13 protein-coding genes are annotated in these 18,447 nt (G+C 71.4%); 12 read left to right on the forward strand and 1 reads right to left on the reverse strand.

Annotated elements, in window-relative coordinates; all coding sequences use genetic code 11:
• The first annotated feature begins 79 nt into the window (after positions 1-79).
• From KF837_08690 to KF837_08710, 5 genes are read left to right on the forward strand one after another with little or no spacing between them, the layout of a single operon-like run.
• Positions 80-2,254: a hypothetical protein gene (locus KF837_08690; GenBank protein ID MBX3227377.1), complete on the forward strand. Its 2,175-nt coding sequence runs from the start codon at positions 80-82 to the stop codon at positions 2,252-2,254.
• Between the two features lie 29 nt (positions 2,255-2,283).
• Positions 2,284-3,018 carry a HEPN domain-containing protein gene (locus KF837_08695; protein ID MBX3227378.1) on the forward strand — a complete coding sequence of 245 codons (735 nt, stop codon included), beginning with the start codon at positions 2,284-2,286 and terminating at the stop codon, positions 3,016-3,018.
• A 60-nt stretch (positions 3,019-3,078) separates the two neighbouring features.
• Positions 3,079-3,966: a DUF3667 domain-containing protein gene (locus KF837_08700; protein ID MBX3227379.1), complete on the forward strand. Its 888-nt coding sequence runs from the start codon at positions 3,079-3,081 to the stop codon at positions 3,964-3,966.
• A 9-nt stretch (positions 3,967-3,975) separates the two neighbouring features.
• Positions 3,976-4,440, forward strand: a complete 465-nt coding sequence (locus tag KF837_08705; protein MBX3227380.1) for a nuclear transport factor 2 family protein — start codon at positions 3,976-3,978, stop codon at positions 4,438-4,440.
• Positions 4,441-4,471: 31 nt separating this feature from the next.
• Positions 4,472-4,759 carry a hypothetical protein gene (locus KF837_08710; protein MBX3227381.1) on the forward strand — a complete coding sequence of 96 codons (288 nt, stop codon included), beginning with the start codon at positions 4,472-4,474 and terminating at the stop codon, positions 4,757-4,759.
• A gap of 8 nt (positions 4,760-4,767) precedes the next feature.
• Here the strand turns inward: KF837_08710 and KF837_08715 are convergent, their stop codons facing one another.
• Entirely contained in the window at positions 4,768-5,733 is a 966-nt protein-coding gene (locus KF837_08715; GenBank protein ID MBX3227382.1) for an NAD(P)-binding domain-containing protein, read from the reverse strand.
• Positions 5,734-5,865: 132 nt separating this feature from the next.
• Between KF837_08715 and KF837_08720 the strand changes: the two genes are divergently transcribed.
• The 7 genes from KF837_08720 (at position 5,866) to KF837_08750 (ending at position 18,427) form a co-directional block, all read left to right on the forward strand.
• A complete protein-coding gene (locus KF837_08720; protein MBX3227383.1) occupies positions 5,866-7,704 on the forward strand; it encodes a YgiQ family radical SAM protein in 1,839 nt (612 codons plus the stop codon).
• Between the two features lie 153 nt (positions 7,705-7,857).
• Positions 7,858-8,673 carry a Uma2 family endonuclease gene (locus KF837_08725; protein ID MBX3227384.1) on the forward strand — a complete coding sequence of 272 codons (816 nt, stop codon included), beginning with the start codon at positions 7,858-7,860 and terminating at the stop codon, positions 8,671-8,673.
• 87 nt (positions 8,674-8,760) lie between these two features.
• Positions 8,761-10,026: a sodium:proton antiporter gene (locus KF837_08730; GenBank protein ID MBX3227385.1), complete on the forward strand. Its 1,266-nt coding sequence runs from the start codon at positions 8,761-8,763 to the stop codon at positions 10,024-10,026.
• A 105-nt stretch (positions 10,027-10,131) separates the two neighbouring features.
• Positions 10,132-10,602, forward strand: a complete 471-nt coding sequence (locus KF837_08735; protein ID MBX3227386.1) for a hypothetical protein — start codon at positions 10,132-10,134, stop codon at positions 10,600-10,602.
• Positions 10,602-11,309 carry a hypothetical protein gene (locus tag KF837_08740; protein MBX3227387.1) on the forward strand — a complete coding sequence of 236 codons (708 nt, stop codon included), beginning with the start codon at positions 10,602-10,604 and terminating at the stop codon, positions 11,307-11,309. The genes KF837_08735 and KF837_08740 overlap by 1 nt, the downstream gene beginning before the upstream one ends.
• 235 nt (positions 11,310-11,544) lie before the next feature.
• The gene (locus KF837_08745; GenBank protein ID MBX3227388.1) at positions 11,545-14,271 is read left to right on the forward strand and encodes an amino acid adenylation domain-containing protein; all 2,727 of its coding nucleotides are present in this window, start codon (positions 11,545-11,547) and stop codon (positions 14,269-14,271) included.
• The gene (locus KF837_08750; GenBank protein ID MBX3227389.1) at positions 14,177-18,427 is read left to right on the forward strand and encodes an amino acid adenylation domain-containing protein; all 4,251 of its coding nucleotides are present in this window, start codon (positions 14,177-14,179) and stop codon (positions 18,425-18,427) included. Before KF837_08745 ends, KF837_08750 begins: the two co-directional genes overlap by 95 nt.
• Positions 18,428-18,447: the final 20 nt, after the last annotated feature.

An 18,447-nucleotide genomic window follows, 5' to 3' on the forward strand; every position in this document is an offset into this window, starting at 1 on the left:
CGTCGCGTCATGCAATGCCGATCGTGATCGGGATGGATAGAGAGCGGTCCATCGCGCGGATCCAGTACGCTCCCACCTCATGGCTACCGAGGAAAACCGGCTCTCCGAACCGCCGCCGTCGCTCGTACCGCCAAAGGACAGTCTTCCGCCGCCGCAGGACGAGACGGAGGGCGAGGGCGAGCCGCATGAGCTCACCGTCCCGCCGCCGCCGCCGTCGGTGGGGCTCGATCCGGAGCGCGCCGCGGTGTCGCTCCGGCAGCCGTCGCGCCTCCCGCCGATGCCGGAGGTCGGGCCGATCCTCGAAGAGGCGGCGCAGTTCCGGCTCAAGAAGGAGTGGGACAACGAGCTCGACGCGTACAAGCGCGCGCTCTTCGTCCTCCCCGCGGACGCGACCAGCGTGCAGGCGTCGATCTACGCGTGCGTCGCGGAGGTGAAGCGCGCGCAGGGGAAGCTGCCCGAGGCGGAGACGAACTACGAGAAGGCGCTCACCGTCAACCCGAAGCACGTGCGCTCGCTCGACGGCCTGATCCGCCTCGCGGCGAAGGGGAAGGACTGGCCGCGCCTCGCGACCGCGCGCCGGCGGAAGGCGGACGCGCTCGACGATCCCGACGACAAGGCGACCGAGCTCGCGATCGTCGCCGACGTCGAAGAGCGCCGCCTCAAGCGGCTCGACCTCGCCGCCGCGACGCTCGAAGCGGCGGCGAAGCTCCGCCCCGACGACGTCGGGATCCTCCTCAAGCTGCGCGATCACTACACCGCGCTGAAGGCGTGGCCGCGGCTCGTCGACGTGCTCGACGACCTCGTCCGGCTCTCGACGCAGGCGCGTCATCGCGGCTCGTTCCGCTTCGCGCAGGCCGACGTCGTCCTCGGCCGCCTCCGCGAAGAGCCGCGCGGCCTCGCGTTCCTCGAGATGGCGCTCGACGAAGACCCGCAGTGCGACCGCGCGCTCTCCGCCCTCGTCGCCGTGCGCACGCGGCGCGAGGAGTGGCCCGAGCTCGCCGCGGTGTACGAGCGGCTCATCGATCGCTACGCCGGCCTCGGCGATCGCGATCGCGCGTGGGAGGTGTGCCGCAAGCTCGGCATCCTCCGCCGCGATCGACTGCTCGACGGCCCGGGCGCGCTCGAGGCGATGGCGGGCGCGGTGCAGCTCCGCCCCGACGACGCGGAGACGCGCGCCGCGCTCGCGGAGCTCTACGCCGCGAAGGGTGAGCGCGCGAAGGCGACGCGCGAGCTCGAGCTCGCCGCCCACCACGCGCCGCTCCGCGCGCAGACGTACCGCCGTCTCTACGAGCTGCACCAACGCGCGCAGCGCCCCGATCGCGCGTGGCTCGCCGCGACGTGCCTCGAGGAGCTCGGCGCGAGCGACGTCGCGCAGGAGCTCGTCATCGAGCAGTTCCGGCCCGAGGGACCGATCCGCCCGACGACGGGCGTGGCGGCGAAGTGGTGGAACGAGCTCCTCGCCGCCGACGGCGCCGATCCGCTCGTCGACGAGATCATGCTCACGATCGGCGCGCCCGCGATCGCGCTCCGGATCGAGGAGCTCGAGGCGAAGCAGAAGCTCGTGTCGCTCGACGCGGCGAAGCGGCTCGACAAGACGAGCACGGCGTCGGTCGTCCGCACGTTCGTGTGGTCGGCGCGCGCGCTCGGCATCACGCTGCCGGAGCTCTACGCGCTCGGCGACGTGCCGAACGGCCTCGCGGCGGTGCCCTCGGTGAAGCGCGCGACCGCGCTCGGCACGGTCGTGACGTCGGGGCGCTCGGTGCAGGAGCTCGCGTTCCTCGCCGGCCGTCACCTCACGTACTACCGGCCCGAGCACTATCCGCTCGTGTTCTTCCCCACGCTCGCGGAGCTCTCGTCGCTCGTGCTGAACGCGCTCCGCCTCGTCATCCCCGGCATCTCGGTCCCGCCGCCGAGCGACGGGAGCAAGGTGAACGCGGAGCTCGGCGCGAAGCTCTCCGCCGACGAGAAGAAGAGGCTCTCCGAGATCGTCGAGCGCCTCGACGCGCGCGGCGGCAAGCTCGATCTCTTCGCGTGGATCCGCAGCGTGGAGCTCACCGCCGCGCGCGCGGGCCTGCTCCTCGCGGGCGACCTCCGCGTCGCGATGCGCCAGCTGAAGGACGAGAAGCGCGCGATCGCGGAGCTCAGCGCCGACGAGAAGCGCGGCGACCTCCTCGCGTACTGCGCCTCCGAGCGCTACGCGCTCCTGCGCGAGCGGATGGGCGTGTCGATCCACGTCGCCGCGGACGACGGCTGAGGCGTTGGGGCGCGTGCTATACCTGCGTCATGCAGCCGTCTCGCGCCGTGTCGGCGGCGATCGAACGATATCGTGAGCGGCTGCGCGCCCGCTTCGGCGGACGCGTGAGGGAGGTCGTGCTCTTCGGGTCCCACGCGAGGGGAGAAGCACACGAAGACAGCGACGCCGACGTGTTCGTCGTCGTGGACGCCATCACCGCCGCGGAGCGGTCCGAAGCGATCGACGACGCCTTCGTCGCAGACGCAGCGACGAGCTTCCCCGTCGGTCTCGCGCCGCTCGTCTATTCGGAGGTGGAGGCGGCGCGCGCGCGTGCGGGGGGCCGTCGTCTCCTTCGGGACATCGACAATCGAGAGCGTGGATCCATGAACGACGACGAGAGACGGGCCGCCATCGCCGCCGAGGTATCACGTGGTGAGACGTCGCTCGCCGCCGGCGAGAAGCTCCTCGACGGCTTCCCCGCCGACGCGGTGAGCCGCGCCTACTACGCCGCGTTTCATCATGCGCGCGCCCTCCTCGTGTCGGTCGGTCTCGAACCGACGACGCATGCCGGGCTCACGAGGCTCTTTCAGCGCGACTTCGTGCGGACGGGCCGGTTCGACCCGAAGCTCGCGTCGGCGCTCGACCATCTCCTCGCGGCGCGACAGGGGGCGGACTACACCGCCGAGGTCGTCATCACCGACGAAATGGCGAAGGACGAGATCGAGAGCGCGCGCAGGTTCGTCGCCGCCTGCCGCGCCTGCCTCGTCGCCGACGGCTGGCTCTGAGCGACGAAAACTGAAATCCGGTCGACACCCCACCGGGCGGCGCTAGACCGAGCGCGTCCGATGATGCCCGCGAGCCACACCCTGCGCGTTCGCCCCGAGCCGACTGTGCGGATGCGTCCGCCGCCGCCGGCGATGACGGTGCGCCAGCACGTGGCGGTGACGATGAGCCCGCCCGCGCCCGCGACGCCGGCCTGCCTCAACTGCGAGCTCCCGCTCATCGGCAAGTTCTGTCACGCCTGCGGTCAGGCCGCGAAGACGCCCGCCCGCATCACGCTCGGCGCGATCCTCCACGAGCTCCCGCACGCGATCCTGCACCTCGAGCACGCGCTCCCGCACACGATCGTCGCGCTCTTGCGGCGGCCGGGCCACACGATGCGGGAGTATCTCGGCGGGAAGCGCGTCCACACGTACTCGCCCTTCACGCTGCTCTTCCTCACCGCCGGGCTGCTGGGGCTCGTGATGGTCACGCTGAAGCTGCAGGGACCGGTCGTCGTCCAAGCGGACAACGACGTCGGGCCGAGGTTGACGGCGGCGATCTTCAAGTACAACGCGTGGTTCCGGCTCGCGCTGCTGCCGCTCCACGCGATCGGCCCCGCGATCGTCCTCCGCCGCCGCACCGGCCTCCACTACGGCGAGCAGGTCGTCGCCGCGGCGATGGTCACGGCCGGGAGCGTGATGCTGAGCCTCGCCGCGCTCCCGCTGCGCTGGCTCGCGTACAAATGGTCGGCGGGCGCAGGTGCTCTCGTCACGGGCGGCGCCGAGCTGAGCACGACGCTGTACGTGCTCTGGGCGTACGCGCAGCTCCAGGACGACGGCAAGAAGCGAGACGCGGTGATGCGCTGGCTTCGATCGATCGCGTCGCTCTTCGCCGCCGGCGTCGTGTACATGGTCGTCATGATCGCCGCCGTCGTGCTCCTGCTCGTCGGCAAGAAGCTCCATCTGATCTAGTCTGCGCCGATGAGCGCTGCGGTCATCGAGGCCTTCTACGACGCGTTTTCGAAGCGTGACGCGGAGGGCATGGTCAAGCACTACGCCGACGACGTTCGCTTCTCGGATCCGGTGTTCCAGGACCTGAAGGGCGACGACGCGAAGAACATGTGGCGGATGCTCTGCGAGCGCGGCAAGGACCTCGAGGTCGTCGCGAGCGACGTCACGGAGAACAGCGCGCACTGGGACGCGACCTACACGTTCGCCCTCACGCGGCGGAAGGTGCTGAACCGCATCGACGCGAAGTTCACGTTCGAGGGCGACAAGATCAAGACGCACACCGACGCGTTCGATCTCTACGCGTGGACGCGGATGGCGTTCGGGGTGACCGGTGTCCTCTTGGGATGGACCGGCTTCTTCCAGAGCACGCTCCGGAAAAAGGCCCTCGCCGGCCTCGTCGCCTTCGAACGGGAAAATCGTCACGATCGGGCTTAAGCTGCGCCGGTCGCGGTCGTTTGGGTAGGGCATGCGATTCGGTTGGTTCGTGGTGGCGGCGGCGGCGATGGCTCAGGTGGCGTGTACGGTCGGGGCTCCGGCGATGAACGACGCGGAGGTCAGCTCGGAGATCGTGGAGCGGGTGTCGGTCGCGCGTCGCGAGAGCCTCCCCGAGTGCACCGCCGCGCGCGAGTCGCTCCGCGCCTACGTCCGCGACGAGAGGCTCTCCGCCACCTGCGACGGTGAGACGTGGCGCGACGCCGACGGCGAGGAGATCGCTCCCGCCGTTCCCGCCGTCTCCGCCGTCGAAGCGGACTGACGCGCCGCTCAGGCGCGGTGCTCGATCGGGAGCGTCATCAGCTCGTGCAGGATCGTGTTCGCGCTCTTGCCGCCGACGACGCCGTTCGCGAGCGCGTGGAAGATCGGTGAGCGGACGCCGGCCGCCTCCGTCCAGCGCGCGACGCGGGGGATGAGCTCCAGCGCTTCGACGCGGAGCTCCGCCGCCTTCGCCGCTTCGGCGGGGGCGAGGCCCTTGGCGAGCGCCTGACCGACGATGATCTCGGGGCGATCGCCCTGCGCGATCGACGCGAGGAGATCGCCGTAGCCGGCGAGGCCGAGGAGCGTCTGCGCGTCGCCGCCGGCCGCGGCCGCGATGCGCGAGGCCTCGCCGACGGAGCGCGAGATGAGCGCGGCGACGAGGCCGGCGCTCGTGTTCATCGCCTGCGCGTAGCCGATCGCGATCGTGAGGCAGCCGACGAGCGCGCTCGCCCACTCGAGGCCCTTCAGGTCGTTCGTGGGATAGACGCGGAGGGTGGGGGAGCCGAGCGCGGCGGTCGCGGCCTCCGTCACCTCCGGGTAGCGCGAGCCGACGACGACGACGGACGGCCGCCCGGCGAGGAGGTCCTGCGCGAGCGCGGGGCCGCCGAGCGCGCCGGTGCGCCGGACGGGGGTCTCTTCGCGGAGCACGTCCGAGATCGTGTAGAGGTCCTCGTCGCTCTCGTCGCTGACGAGGCCGCGCACGCCGTGGACGACGTAGTGACTGCCGTCGATGTGCTCGCCGAGCTCGCGCGCCACGGCGCGGCTCACGCTCGAAGGGACCGCGAGGATGAGGAGCCGCGCGTGGCGCGCCGCCTCCTCGAGCGCCTTGACGACGCGCACGCCGGGGGCGTGATCGAGCGGGCGCCGCGAGACGAGGACGACGTCGCTCTCCGCGCGCGCCGCCGCCGCCGCGAGCGCGAGGCCCCAAGCGCCGCCGCCGACGACCGCGACCCTCCGCTGCCCTCCGTTCTCCATGGCCGCAAGGTAACACGAGCCCGCCCGCGCTATGCTCGCGCGGTGACGCAGAACCTGGTCCAGCTGGGCAAGAAGGGCGCGCAGCGCGGAGGCGAGCCGCGGCGCCGCTTCTTGCCGACGACGCGCGCGGAGATGCAGGCGCGCGGCTGGGACGAGCTCGACGTCCTGATCGTCACCGGCGACGCGTACGTCGATCACCCCGCCTTCGGGCCGATCCTCATCGCGCGTTTCCTCGAGGGGCGCGGCTACCGCGTCGGCGTCATCGCGCAGCCGCGTTGGGACTCGCCGGCCGACATCGCGCGGATGGGCCGCCCGCGGCTCTTCGTCGGCGTCTCGGCGGGCAACCTCGACTCGATGCTCAACAAGCTGACCGCGCAGAAGAAGACGCGGTCGGAGGATCAGTACTCGCCGGGCGGCCGCCCCGATCAGCGGCCGAACCGCGCGACGATTGTATATTCCAACCTTTGCCGGCAGGCGTTCCCCGGCGTGCCGGTCGTGATCGGCGGGATCGAGGCGTCGCTCCGGCGCATCGCGCACTACGACTACTGGTCCGATCAGGTCCGCCGCTCGATCCTCCTCGACTCGAAGGCCGACCTCCTCGTGTTCGGGATGGGCGAGCGTCCGGCGTGGGAGATCGCGCGTCGCCTCGCGGCGGGGGAGAAGGTCACCGAGCTCACCGACGTCCGCGGCACCGCGCACGTGAAGAAGAACCGCCGCGCGTGGGAGCCGCTCCTCGCGGACGCCTCGAAGTTCACGACCGACAAGAAGGTCGTCGTCCTCCCTTCGTACGAGGAGGTGACGAAGGACAAGCAGGCCTTCGCGCGCATGAGCCGCGCGTTCCAGTACGAGACGAACCCGCACAACGGCCGCCCGATCCTGCAGCCGCACGGCGACGAGGCGGTGTACTTCAACTCCCCCGCGCTGCCGCTCGCGGAGGAGGAGATGGACGGGCTCTATGATCTCCCGTTCGTGCGCGCGCCGCACCCGTCCTACGCGAACGAGGGGATCCCCGCGTTCGAGACGGTGAAGCACTCGATCGTCACGATGCGCGGCTGCTTCGGCGGCTGCACGTTCTGCTCCATCACCGAGCACGAGGGCCGCGTCATCCAGAGCCGGAGCGAGGCGAGCGTGCTCCGCGAGGTGCGTGAGCTCTCCCGCACCGCGGGCTTCTCCGGCGTGCTGACCGACCTCGGCGGCCCGACCGCGAACATGTACAAGATGACGTGCAAGGACCCGAAGATCGAGAGCGCGTGCCGCCGCCTCTCGTGCGTCCATCCCGGCATCTGCGAGAACCTCGTGACCGATCACGGTCCGCTCGTCCAGTTGATGAAGGCGGTGCGCTCGGCGGAGGGGATCAAGCGCGTGTTCATCGCGAGCGGCGTCCGCTACGACCTCGCGGACCGGAGCCCGGAGTTCGTCGCGGAGCTCGCGCGGCACCACACCGGCGGGCAGCTCTCGGTCGCGCCGGAGCACAACTCGCCGGCGGTGCTCGACAAGATGAAGAAGCCGCCGATCGACACGTACGAGCGCTTCGCGCAGGCGTTCTGTCAGGCGAGCGAGAAGGCGGGGAAGGAGCAGTACCTGGTCCCGTACTTCATCACCGGCCACCCCGGCTCGACGTTGAAGGACACGGTGGAGCTGGCGCTCTACTTGAAGCGGAACGGCATGCGCCCGCGGCAGGTGCAGGACTTCATCCCGACCCCGATGGCGGTCGCGACGACGATGTTCTACACCGGCGTCGACCCGCTCACGAACGAGCCCGTCTACACGGCGCGCGAGCTCCGCGAGAAGCGGATGATGAAGGCGCTCGTCTTCTACTGGGACCCGCAGCACTGGCCGCTCGCCCGCGAGGCGCTCGCCGCCGCCGGCCGCCGCGACCTCATCGGCCGCCAGCCGCACCACCTCGTCCCGCCCGAAGGCGCGGCCGATCGGGTGCAGCGGAGCGCCGCGAAGCCTCGTCGCCGTCGCTGACTCGCGCCCAGGTTGGCCCCTGGCCTGGCCCGATCTGGCCCGGGCCAGGGGCGAGCGAAGGCAAAGGCGCGAAATCGTTGGAGCCGAATGCGGGCATGTGACCTGCTTCATCGCTGGCGATGGCAACGAGGCGAGCGATGGGAGGTACAATCGATGGCGATGGCGCAGCACAGCTCTTCGAGCTCGATGGAGCCGGACGCGGATGGTCCGTGGCCCGCGCCGGACACTAGCCAGCTGATCACCGAGGACGGCAAGCCGGTGGACAGTGTGTTCGCAGAGAAGCAGATGCGTCTGCTCACAGAGGCGCTCTACAGCGGCTGGAGGCCCGGCCGCCGGTTCTTCGCTGCCGCCAACGTCGGCGTCTTCGCGATCGCGAAGAACCCGGCGCTCGTGCCCGACGCCTTCCTGAGCCTCGACGTCGAGCCGAAGCCGGTGACAGGTCCCGAACGGCGGCAGTCGTATTTCGTGTGGGAGTATGGGAAGCCTCCGGACGTCGTGATCGAGATCGTCTCCGACACCTATGGCGATGAGCTAAGCGGCAAGCTACGCGAGTACGAACGAATGCGGGTGACGCACTACGTGGTGTTCGATCCGCTCGACAAGACCGACGCCGACGAGGTGACGTCCTTCACGCTGATGGGTGGCGTCTACGTCCTCCAGCCCCAGCCGAGCTTCGCGTTGCTCGGCCTCCGCCTCGTCATCTGGGAGGGCGTGTTCGAGGACGTTCTCGAGCGGTGGCTACGCTGGGCAGACCTCGACGGCGTTGTGATCCCCACCGGCGACGAGCGCGCGGCGACCGCCGAGACACGCGCGCTGACCGAGGCGGCGCGTGCGACGACCGAGGCGGCGCGTGCGACGACCGCGGAAGCGCGTGCGACGACCGCGGAAGCGCGTGCGACGACCGCGGAAGCGCGTGCCGCGATGCTCGAGGCTCGACTGCGAGAGCTCGGCATCGAGCCTGGCGACTGACGTACTCCACGACGTGGGAGCCGGACGCGCGCATTCTCGACCTGTCGAGCACCAAGAAGTACCCCCGCGTAGGGTAGACTGAGCCCGATGTCGGCCTTCGAGACGATCGCAGCGCTCTTGAGCGTCGCCGCGGTGTTCGCGTACGTGAACCACCGGTGGATTCGACGACCCGCGTCGATCGCGCTGATGGCGATGTCGCTCGCCGTCTCGCTCGTCCTCCTCGCGCTCGATCACCTCGATCTCGTTCGCCTCCATGGCACGGCGAGTCGTGTCGTCGAGGGCATGAACTTCAACGAGACGCTCCTCCACGGCATGCTCGGGGCGCTCCTCTTCGCGGGGGCGCTGCACATCGACCTGGACGACCTCCGCCAGGAGACGCTCGCCGTCTCCGCTCTGGCGTTCGCGTCGACGCTCCTCTCCACGTTCATCGTGGCCGCGCTCGCGTACGGGGTGCTTCGTGTCCTCGGCTTGTCCCTCGGCTTCGGGTACTGCCTGCTCTTCGGAGCGCTGATCTCGCCGACCGATCCGATCGCCGTGCTCGGCATCGTCAAGGAGGCGCGCGTCCCGAAGAGCATGGAGATCCAGATCGCGGGGGAGTCGTTGTTCAACGACGGCGTGGGGGTCGTCCTCTTCGCGACCCTCCTCGGCGTCGTGACGCGCGGCACCGACGCGAGCGTCGGAGAGGTGGTCGCGCTCTTCGCGCGCGAAGCCCTCGGAGGGATCGGCTTCGGGCTCGTGACCGGCTACGTGACCTTTCGACTCCTTCGGAGCATCGACCACTACCAGACGGAGCTGCTCCTGACGCTCGCGCTCGTGCTCGGTGGATACGCCCTCGCCGAGCGCCTGCACATCTCGGCGCCGATCGCCGCGGTGACGGCGGGGCTCCTCATCGGCAACTACGGTCGCGCGCACGGCATGTCCGACGTGACGCGCGATCATATCGACAAGTTCTGGTCGCTGATCGACGAGATCCTGAACTCCGTCCTCTTCGTGCTCGTCGGGCTCGAGATCATCATCCTGACCCTGACGACCAAGGCCGTCGTCGCCGGATTGCTCCTGATCCCGGCGGTGCTGCTCGCGCGCTTGGTGAGCGTCGCGCTGCCGCTCCGCGCCCTCGCGCGCTTCATTCGGCCCAGCCGAGGCACAGCCGCCGTGCTGACGTGGGGCGGTCTGCGGGGAGGGATCTCGGTCGCGCTCGCGCTCTCCATGCAGCCCGGCGGCGAGCGCGATCTCATCGTCACGATGACGTATTTCATCGTCGTGTTCTCGATCTTGGTCCAAGGCCTGACGGTCGGACGACTGGCGCGGCGCTACCGCTCTCCCGACGACGCGAGCGCTGCGGCTTCTGCCTGACGGCTCCTCGAGCGCTCATCTCTCGCTCTGTGAGCGCTCGATCTGCTCGCGACGCGATAGATCGCTTGCCGTCGCTTCCCAGTTCGCGAACGCTCCAGGTGGAAGATGGACCACCGACCTAGCGGCTGGAAGGTGCTCGCGATCGCCGTGCCCGTCTTGGCGCTCGTGGGCTACCTGCTCTGGATGTCCTACGACGCGGGACGTCGTGCCGAGGTGCTCGCCGGGCAGGTGGTCGTCCCGTACCTCGAGGCGATCCGAGCGCGCGACTACCGTCGAGCGCTCGAGGCCTACGGGACGGAAGCACATCGAAAGAGGATCACCGAGCCCGACCTCGCGGCCGCGTACGCAGAGCTCGCGTCGCGGCATGGGCCCTTGACCTCCTTCGAGCTCGTGTCGGCTCAGAAGCAGGCTGTGATCGGCGGCGACTCGTGGGTGCACGCCCGATACCGCTTGACGTTCGCGCGGGGGATGCTCGCCGCCGCCTACGACGTCAAGGGTGAGGGCGACGCCGCGCGTATCGACGCTTCGTACGTCCAGGACGCAGCAGGCAAAGGCCTCATCCCGGCGCCGCGCTGATGTTCGCGCGACGCGGAACAGCGCTGCTCGTCGGCGTCGTGTCGGGCTTCGTGGGGACGGCCTGCGGAAGAGAAGACGCCGCGCGGCTCGACGCGAACATCGTCGTCGAGGCTTCGGCGGCCCCGAAGCTCACAGTTTCGTTCCCCACGGGCGGGATCGTCGCACCAGGCCGGCGGGTGCTCGGGAACGGCGAATCCCTGTCGGCGGAGTACGGAGGCGCGAGTGTCTCGCTCGTGGCGGTTGGCTCGGGTGCCAGCCATCACTACGAGGCCCTGCTGCCGTCGCTCGTTGGCGGCGGGATGGTGCGCGTTCGCCTCCGCGAGCGCACGGGGCGTGAGGCGATCGTTTCGCTGCAAGTTCCCGCGCCGTTTGCGATCACCGAACCCAAACCGGCGACGCGCTGGTCGATGGACGAGCCGCTTCGCATCGTCCTGAACAAACCCGACACTCAGGCCGGCACGCGCCAGAGCGTGAGCGTGTCAGGAGACTGCGTGAGATCGTACTTTGCCGAACGCTCCGGGGGAGACGTCGAGTGGCTCGTACGATCGACGGAGCTCGTGGTCCAGAACCGCGCTTCGAACTCCTGCGCGAGCGGCCCGCTCCGGATCGAAGTCCGAAGGCGCTGGTCGGGCGCCCCGTCTACATCGAGCGGAGGTGCCCTCAACGCGACCGTGATCGAGCGCGTGTCGGTCGAAGCCGCACTCTGATGAGCGCCGTCCTCACTCTCAGCCTTGCGCGTGCGCACTGCTCGCTCGATGGTCGCTCGATTCGCTTGCGAGCAGATCGAGCACCGAACGAGCGACTCGCGAGCGACTGGATGATGCGAGCGTCATGGCTGAAGAGATGGCCAATCGACGGAAATGGTGCACGGTCGAGCTGCCCGGAGCTCGTGGTGGAGGAGCCCGACGGCCGTACGAACGTATCGAGCTCGCCGTTGGGGCGATGGAGAGGACGACGATCGCCGTCGCGTTCGGCGCGGTCGCGGGGCGTCTCTCGAGCCAGCCGAGCGTGGACCTCGCCGTGCTCTTCGCCGACGGGCTCGATCTCGTCGAGGTCGTGATCGGCGCAGGGCGTCGAGCATCGACGCTCCGCGACGCCGTCGCGCGTGCGAAGGCGCGGCCGGCGCCGCCGCTCGACGAAGCGCCGGGGCTCCGCGTCGGCGTACGTGTCGAGCCCGCTCGTAGTCCGGACGACGAGGTTCGACCCGAGCTCGTGCTCGACCTCACCGGACCGTCGCCCGCGCTCCTCTTCGATCCGGGGCGCCTCTCCCCCGGCGCGGCTCGCCGCTTCGGGGAGTCGCTCGTCGCCGCGCTCGATCGGCTCGCGCGGGAGGACGTCCCGCTCGATGAGCTGCCGCTGCTCGACCCCGCAGGCGAACACGCGCTGCTCGGCGACGCCGGAGGCCCGCGCCTCGAGGTCGCGCACCTGCCCCAGGTGCACGAGAGGATCCTCGCTTGGGCGGAGCTCGAGGGAGGACGCGTCGCCGTCACGCAGGGCGACCGCGGGCTGACGTTCGCCGAGCTCGCGAGCGCGGCCCGTCGTATCGCCGGGCGCTTGATCTCCGCGGGGATCGAGCCGGGCGCACGCGTCGGCGTCTGCGCGGCGCGGACGCCGGAGATGGTGGCGGCGCTGCTCGGCGTGTGGATCGCGGGGTGCGCCTACGTCCCGCTCGATCCTTCGCACCCGCGAGCGCGGCTCGCGTACGTCCTGAGCGACGCTGGCGCGTCCGTCCTCGTCACCGACGATCCAGCGTCGCTCGACGGCCTCTTCGCCGGCTCGACGATCGTGCTGTCCGATGCGCTGACCTCGGAGGACGAGGTCGCTGCAAGGAGAGGCGCGCTGGCGTACGTGATGTACACCTCTGGATCGACCGGACAGCCGAAGGGCGTGCGGATCCCTCACCGCGCGCTCGTCAACTTCCTCGCGTCGATGATCGATCTCTTCGACCTCGGCGTGACCGATCGCGTCCTCGCCGTCACGACGATCTCGTTCGACATCTCGCTCCTCGAGCTGTTCGCGCCGCTGTACGCGGGCGGCAGCATGACCCTCGCGACCTCCGCGGAGGCGATGGACGGGAGCGCGCTCCGCCGCCTCCTCGAGGTCGAGCCGGTGACGCTGCTCCAGGCGACGCCGACGACGTGGCGCCTGCTCCAGGGCGCGGGCTGGGATGGGACGCGCGGGCTGCGCGCGCTCTGCGGCGGCGAGCCGTTCCCGAAGGAGCTCGCGCGCGACCTCCTCCCCCGCGCCGCGGAGGTCTGGAACATGTACGGGCCGACGGAGACCACCGTCTGGTCGACGGTCCACCGTGTCCGGCCGGAAGACGTCGCGGGAGAGCGCTCGATCCCGATCGGACGCCCGATCGCCAACACGCAAGTGTACGTGCTCGATCCGAAGCGCCGGCTCGTACCGCGCGGCGCGGTCGGCGAGCTGTACATCGGCGGCGACGGCTTGGCCGACGGCTACCACGAGCGCGTCGCCCTCACGGCGGGGGCCTTCGTCGAGAGCCCCTTCGTCGAGGACGCGCGCGTCTACCGCACCGGCGATCTCGTCGCGTGGCGCGAAGACGGAACGCTCGAGTGTCTGGGCCGCGCCGATCAGCAGGTCAAGCTCCGCGGCTATCGTATCGAGCTCGGCGAGATCGAGGCGGCGCTCGAGGCGCACGCCGCCGTCGCGCAGAGCGCGGCGCTCGTGACGACGCGCTCCGGCGGCGCGCAGGTGCTCGTCGCCTACCTCGTGCTCGCCGATCCCTCCCTCCGCACCGGAGCGCTGCGCGAGCACCTCGCGGCCCGCCTGCCTCTCTACATGGTGCCGGCGACCTGCTACGTGGTCGACGCGATCCCGCTCGGACCGAGCGGGAAGATCGATCGCAAGGCGCTCACGGCGCGTGACGCGCCGGCGCTCGGCGACGCCGACGAGCGCGTCGTCCCGCCGCGCACGGAGACGGAGCGATGGATCGCCGCGCGCTGGGCGCTCCTGCTCGGTCGCGATCGCGTCGGCGCGCACGCCGACTTCTTCGACCTCGGCGGCGACTCGCTCACCGCGATGCGGTTCTTGCTCGCCGTCCGCGACGAGCGCGCGAGCGAGCTCACGCTGCGCGAGCTGTTCACGCTCCGCACGGTCGACGCCCTCGCGCGCGCGATCGACGCCGGCGCGGCGCGCGCACACGCGCCCGTGCGGATCGAGCGGACCGACCGTCCCGCGTTGTCCGCGGCGCAGCAACGGCTCGCGCTCCTGGCGCAGCTCGATCCGAACGACACCGCGTACAACCTCGGCTACGACGTCGACCTCGAAGGCGAGCTCGATCGAGCGGCGTTTGCGCTCGCGCTCGTCGATCTGACGACGCGCTGCGACGCGCTGCGAACCGGGCTGTCGAGCGACGGACTCTCGCCGCGGCTCTGGCCCGAAGGCGCGATCACTCCGCCCGCGGTGGAGGACCTCTCCTCGCTGCCCCCGGCGGAGCGCATCGACGCAGCGCGCCGGCGAGCCCAGTCGCTGCTCCGCCAACCCTTCGCGCTGGGACGGCGAGCCCCCCGCGCGCTGGGCGCTCCTCGCGCTCGGTCCGCGCCTTCACCGGTTGATCTTCGTCGTTCATCACATCGCCTTCGACGGACCCTCGCTCGCCGTCGCGCTCGGCGACCTCGCCGCGCTCTACCGTCATCGGTGTGGTGACGGGCCGCTCCCTCCGGTGGTGCCGTGCCGCTTCGTCGACGCCGCCGCCTTCGAAGCCGCTTCGGCGAAGGCGAGCGCGGAGGCGCACCTCGCGGCGTGGGTCTCGAGGCTCGAAGACGCCGTCCCGCTCGAGCTACCGGCGGACCGACCGCGAACGCGCGCGCGATCGACGCGCGGCGGCTCCGTCGCGATCGAGCTCGACGCGGACCTCACCGCGCAGGTGCGCGGCGTCGCGCGGCGGCTCGGGACGACCGGCTTCATGGTCTTGCTCGCGGCGTTCGATCTGCTGCTCGCGCGCTCGTGCGGACAAGACGACATCGTCGTCGGCACGCCGGTGTCGCTGCGCGCGCACCCCGACACGCTCGGCGTCGTCGGGTTCTTCGTGAACACCGTGCCGGTGCGTGTATCGCTCGGAGGCGCCGCCGACTTCGCCGCCCTCGTCGCGGCGGTCCAGACCGCCGTGCTCGACGCGTTCGCCCTCCGCGACGTTCCGATCGACGCGATCGCGGCCGCGCTGAGGACGGGAGACGCCGGCGCGCCGCCGTTCCGCGCGGCGTTCGCGCTCGGCGCCGACGCGTCGGAGGCGTGGACCGTGCCCGCGGTCCGCGCGCGCGTCCACGAGCATCCGTCGACCGGGGCGCGCGTCGAGCTCGGGCTCCTCCTCACCGAAGGTCGCGAGCGCGTCCACGGCTACCTCGAATACGACGCGGACCTCTTCGACGCCATCCGGATCGAGGCGATGGCGCGGCACTTCGTGGTCCTCCTGCGCGCAGCGCTCGCTGATCCGCGGGCCGATCTCTGGCGCCTCGACATGCGGACTCCGGAGGAGCGCGCGGCGCTCGACAGATGGAACGACACACGGCGCGCCGCGCTCGACGATCGACCCGCGCACGCGTTCTTCGAGGACCACGCCCGTTCGCGTCCTTCGGCGATCGCCCTCCGCTTCCGCGGGGCGAGCCTCCTCTACGGCGAGCTCGACGCGTGGGCGGAGCGCGTCGCCGCCGCGCTCCGCGCCGCCGGAGTCGGCCGCGGCCAGCGCGTCGGGCTCGCGATCGAGCGCGGGTTCGGGCTCGTCGCAGGGATCCTCGGCGCCTGGAAGGCGGGAGCGGCGTACGTCCCGCTCGATCCGGGATATCCGCCGGGACGGCTCCGGCTGTTCCTCGAGGACAGCGGGCTCCGACACGTCCTCGTCGAAGGTACGCTGCCCGCCGCGCTCGACGGCGCCGCGGCGCTCGAGACGGTGGACGTCGCCGCGGCGCGGAGCGCGGCGGACGTCGCGCCCCCCGCCGGTGAGCCGCCGGGTCCCGACGATCTCGCCTACGTCATCTACACCTCGGGCTCGACGGGTCGTCCAAAGGGCGTGGAGCTGGCCCACCGCGGCCTCTGCAACCTGATCGCGTCGCTGCGCGAGCTCTTCCGCGTGGGGGCCGCCGATCGCGTGCTCCAGTTCGCGTCCACCAACTTCGACGCGTCCGTCTGGGAGATCGCGATGGCGCTCATGGCCGCGGGAGGGACGCTCGTCCTCGTGCCGCGGGAGAGCGTCGCGGATCCAGCCGCGCTGACGTCCCTCCTCGTCTCCGAGCGCGTCACGATCGCGACGCTCCCGCCGGTGATGCTCCACGAGCTCGATCCGGCCGCGTGTCCGGTGAAGACGATCATCTCCGCCGGCGAGGCCTGCACGATCGAGCTCGTGCGGCGCTGGGCGCCGGGTCGCCGCTTCGTCAACGCCTACGGGCCCACCGAGACGACCGTCTGCGCGACGCTGGAGATCGTCCGCGACGGGCTCGAGAGACCACCGCCGATCGGGCGGCCCCTCCCCAACATGCGCGCCTACGTCCTCGGCCGCGGTGACGTCGCTTCTCCGCCCGGGATCGTCGGCGAGCTGTGCATCGGGAGCGAGGTCGCGCTCGCGCGCGGCTACCTCGGCCAACCCGAGCTCACCGCCGCGCGGTTCGTCGACGATCCGTTCGTGGACGGCGCGCGGATGTACCGGACGGGAGACCTCGCGGCGTGGTCGCGCGGCGGCTCGCTCGAGTACGTCGGCCGGAGCGATCGTCAGGTCAAGCTCCGCGGGCACCGCATCGAGCTCGACGAGATCGAGCACGCGCTGGCGAGCCGGCCCGGCGCGCTGCGGAGCGCCGTCGTCGTCGCGCGCCGCCCGCCGAGGGACGAGGTCCTCCTCGGGTTCGTCGAGCCGGACGCGCGCGGGTTCGACGCCGACGTCGCGCTCGCCGCGATGCGCGAGTCGCTCCTCGCCTATATGGTGCCGGCGCGCCTCGTGGTCGTCGACGCGATGCCGATCACGCCCAACGGCAAGATCGATCGCAAGGCGCTGGAGCGGTGGTCCCTCGAGGACGCGCCGATCGACGCGGCGGCCGCCGCCGCGCCCGCCGTCGATCCGCTTGAAGCGAGCGTCGCGCGGCTCTTCGCCGACGCCCTCGGTCTGCCGGCGTTCGGTCTCGACGACTCGTTCTTCGAGCACGGCGGGCACTCGCTCATGGCCGCGCGCCTCGGCGTCCGTCTCCACGAGGCCACCGGCGTGGCGGTGCCGCTCGCGAAGGTCTTCGAGCGGCCGACGGTCCGCGCGGTCGCCGCGTGCATCCGGGCGATCCGCGCGGGCGAGGTCTCCGGGCCGGAGGCGATCGATCTCTCCGCCGACGTGCACCTCGACCCGGCGATCATGCCTGCAGGCGACGCGACCTCGGAAGCGGCGTGGCGCGCGGTGCTCGTCACCGGCGCGACCGGCTTCCTCGGTGCGCACCTCGTCGAGCGCCTGCTGTCGGCGACGTCCGCCCTTGTGTGCTGCCTCGTCCGCGCCGCCCACGCCGGCGAGGCGCTCGCGCGCGTGCGGGACAACCTCGCGCGCTACGGCCTGTGGAGGCCCGAGCACGCCACGCGAGTCCACGTCGTCTGCGGCGATCTCGCCGCGCCGCGCCTCGGCCTCGACGACGCGACCTACGCCGAGCTCGCGGAGGAGATCGACGCCGTCCTGCACAACGGCGCCTACGTGAACCACGTCCGCCCGTACGCCGCGCTCCGTCCGGTCAACGTGCTCGGCACCGTCGAGGCGCTGCGCTTCGCGTGCACCGGGCGCCCGAAGGCGTTCCACTACGTCTCGACGGTCGACGCCGTGACGCCGTCGGCGATCGAGGACGGCGTCGCGCAGGAGGCGCGCGGCGGCGCCGACGGTGACGTCCTCGCCACCGGCTACGCGCAGAGCAAATGGGTCGCGGAGGGCCTCGTCGAGCTCGCCGCCGAGCGCGGCCTGCGCGCCTCCATCTCGCGCCCCGCGGCCGTCTGCGGGCGCGCCGACGGCGGGCGCTGGAACGTCGGCGACTTCTTCACGCGGTTGCTCGAGACGTGCCTCGAGCTCGGCGCGGTCCCCGACTGGCGGCTCGAGATCAACGTCCTCGGCGTGGACGAGGTCGCGGCGTGGATCGTCGACATCTTCCGCGCGGCCCGGCCGGGGCGGGCGCGGCTCCATCACGTCACGCACCCCGACTCGCTCACGAGCGGCGACGTCACCGCCGCGATGATCGCGCGCGGCCACGCCGTCCGGCTCGTCCCGTTCGCGGAGTGGCGCGCGTCGCTGTTCGAGAGGGCGAGCCGGGGAGAGGATCATCCGCTCGTTCCCATGCTGAGCCTCTTCGACGAGCGGCGAGACTGGGACGTCTCCGTACGCTTCGCGAACGTCGAGGCGCGCAAGACGGCGCCGCGCGAGCGGTTCGCGAGCCCGCGCGAGTCGGTGACGGCGTTCTTGCGGCGACACGGCCCTGCGCCCGAGCTCGGGCTCTCCGAGCGCGTCGCTCCCTACTTCGAGGCGCTGCTCGCCGAGCCCGCGGAGGAGCCGGCGGCGCTGCGGCGCAAGCTCGCCGACTGGGTCGAGCCCGTCACGCGAGCCGCCGCGCGGTACCCTCGGCTGAACGTCTCGCTCGCGTGGCGCCTCCAGCGCGCGTCGCTCGATCTCCTCGACGCGGTCGAAGAGAGCACGCTCGGACCGGAGCGGCGCTGGGTCCAGGCGTCGATCGAGTACCTCGTCCGCGAAGGGGACGCGGTCCACGACTTCGAGCAGGCGGACGGGCTCCTCGACGATCTCGAGGTCCACAACGCCGTCGCCGCCGCCGTCGGCCGCGAAGAGCTCTGCGTCCGCCTGTAGCTGTCCGAGATGGTCACGAC

The organism is Labilithrix sp. (genome assembly GCA_019637155.1).
GTDB lineage: Bacteria > Myxococcota_A > Polyangia > Polyangiales > Polyangiaceae > Labilithrix.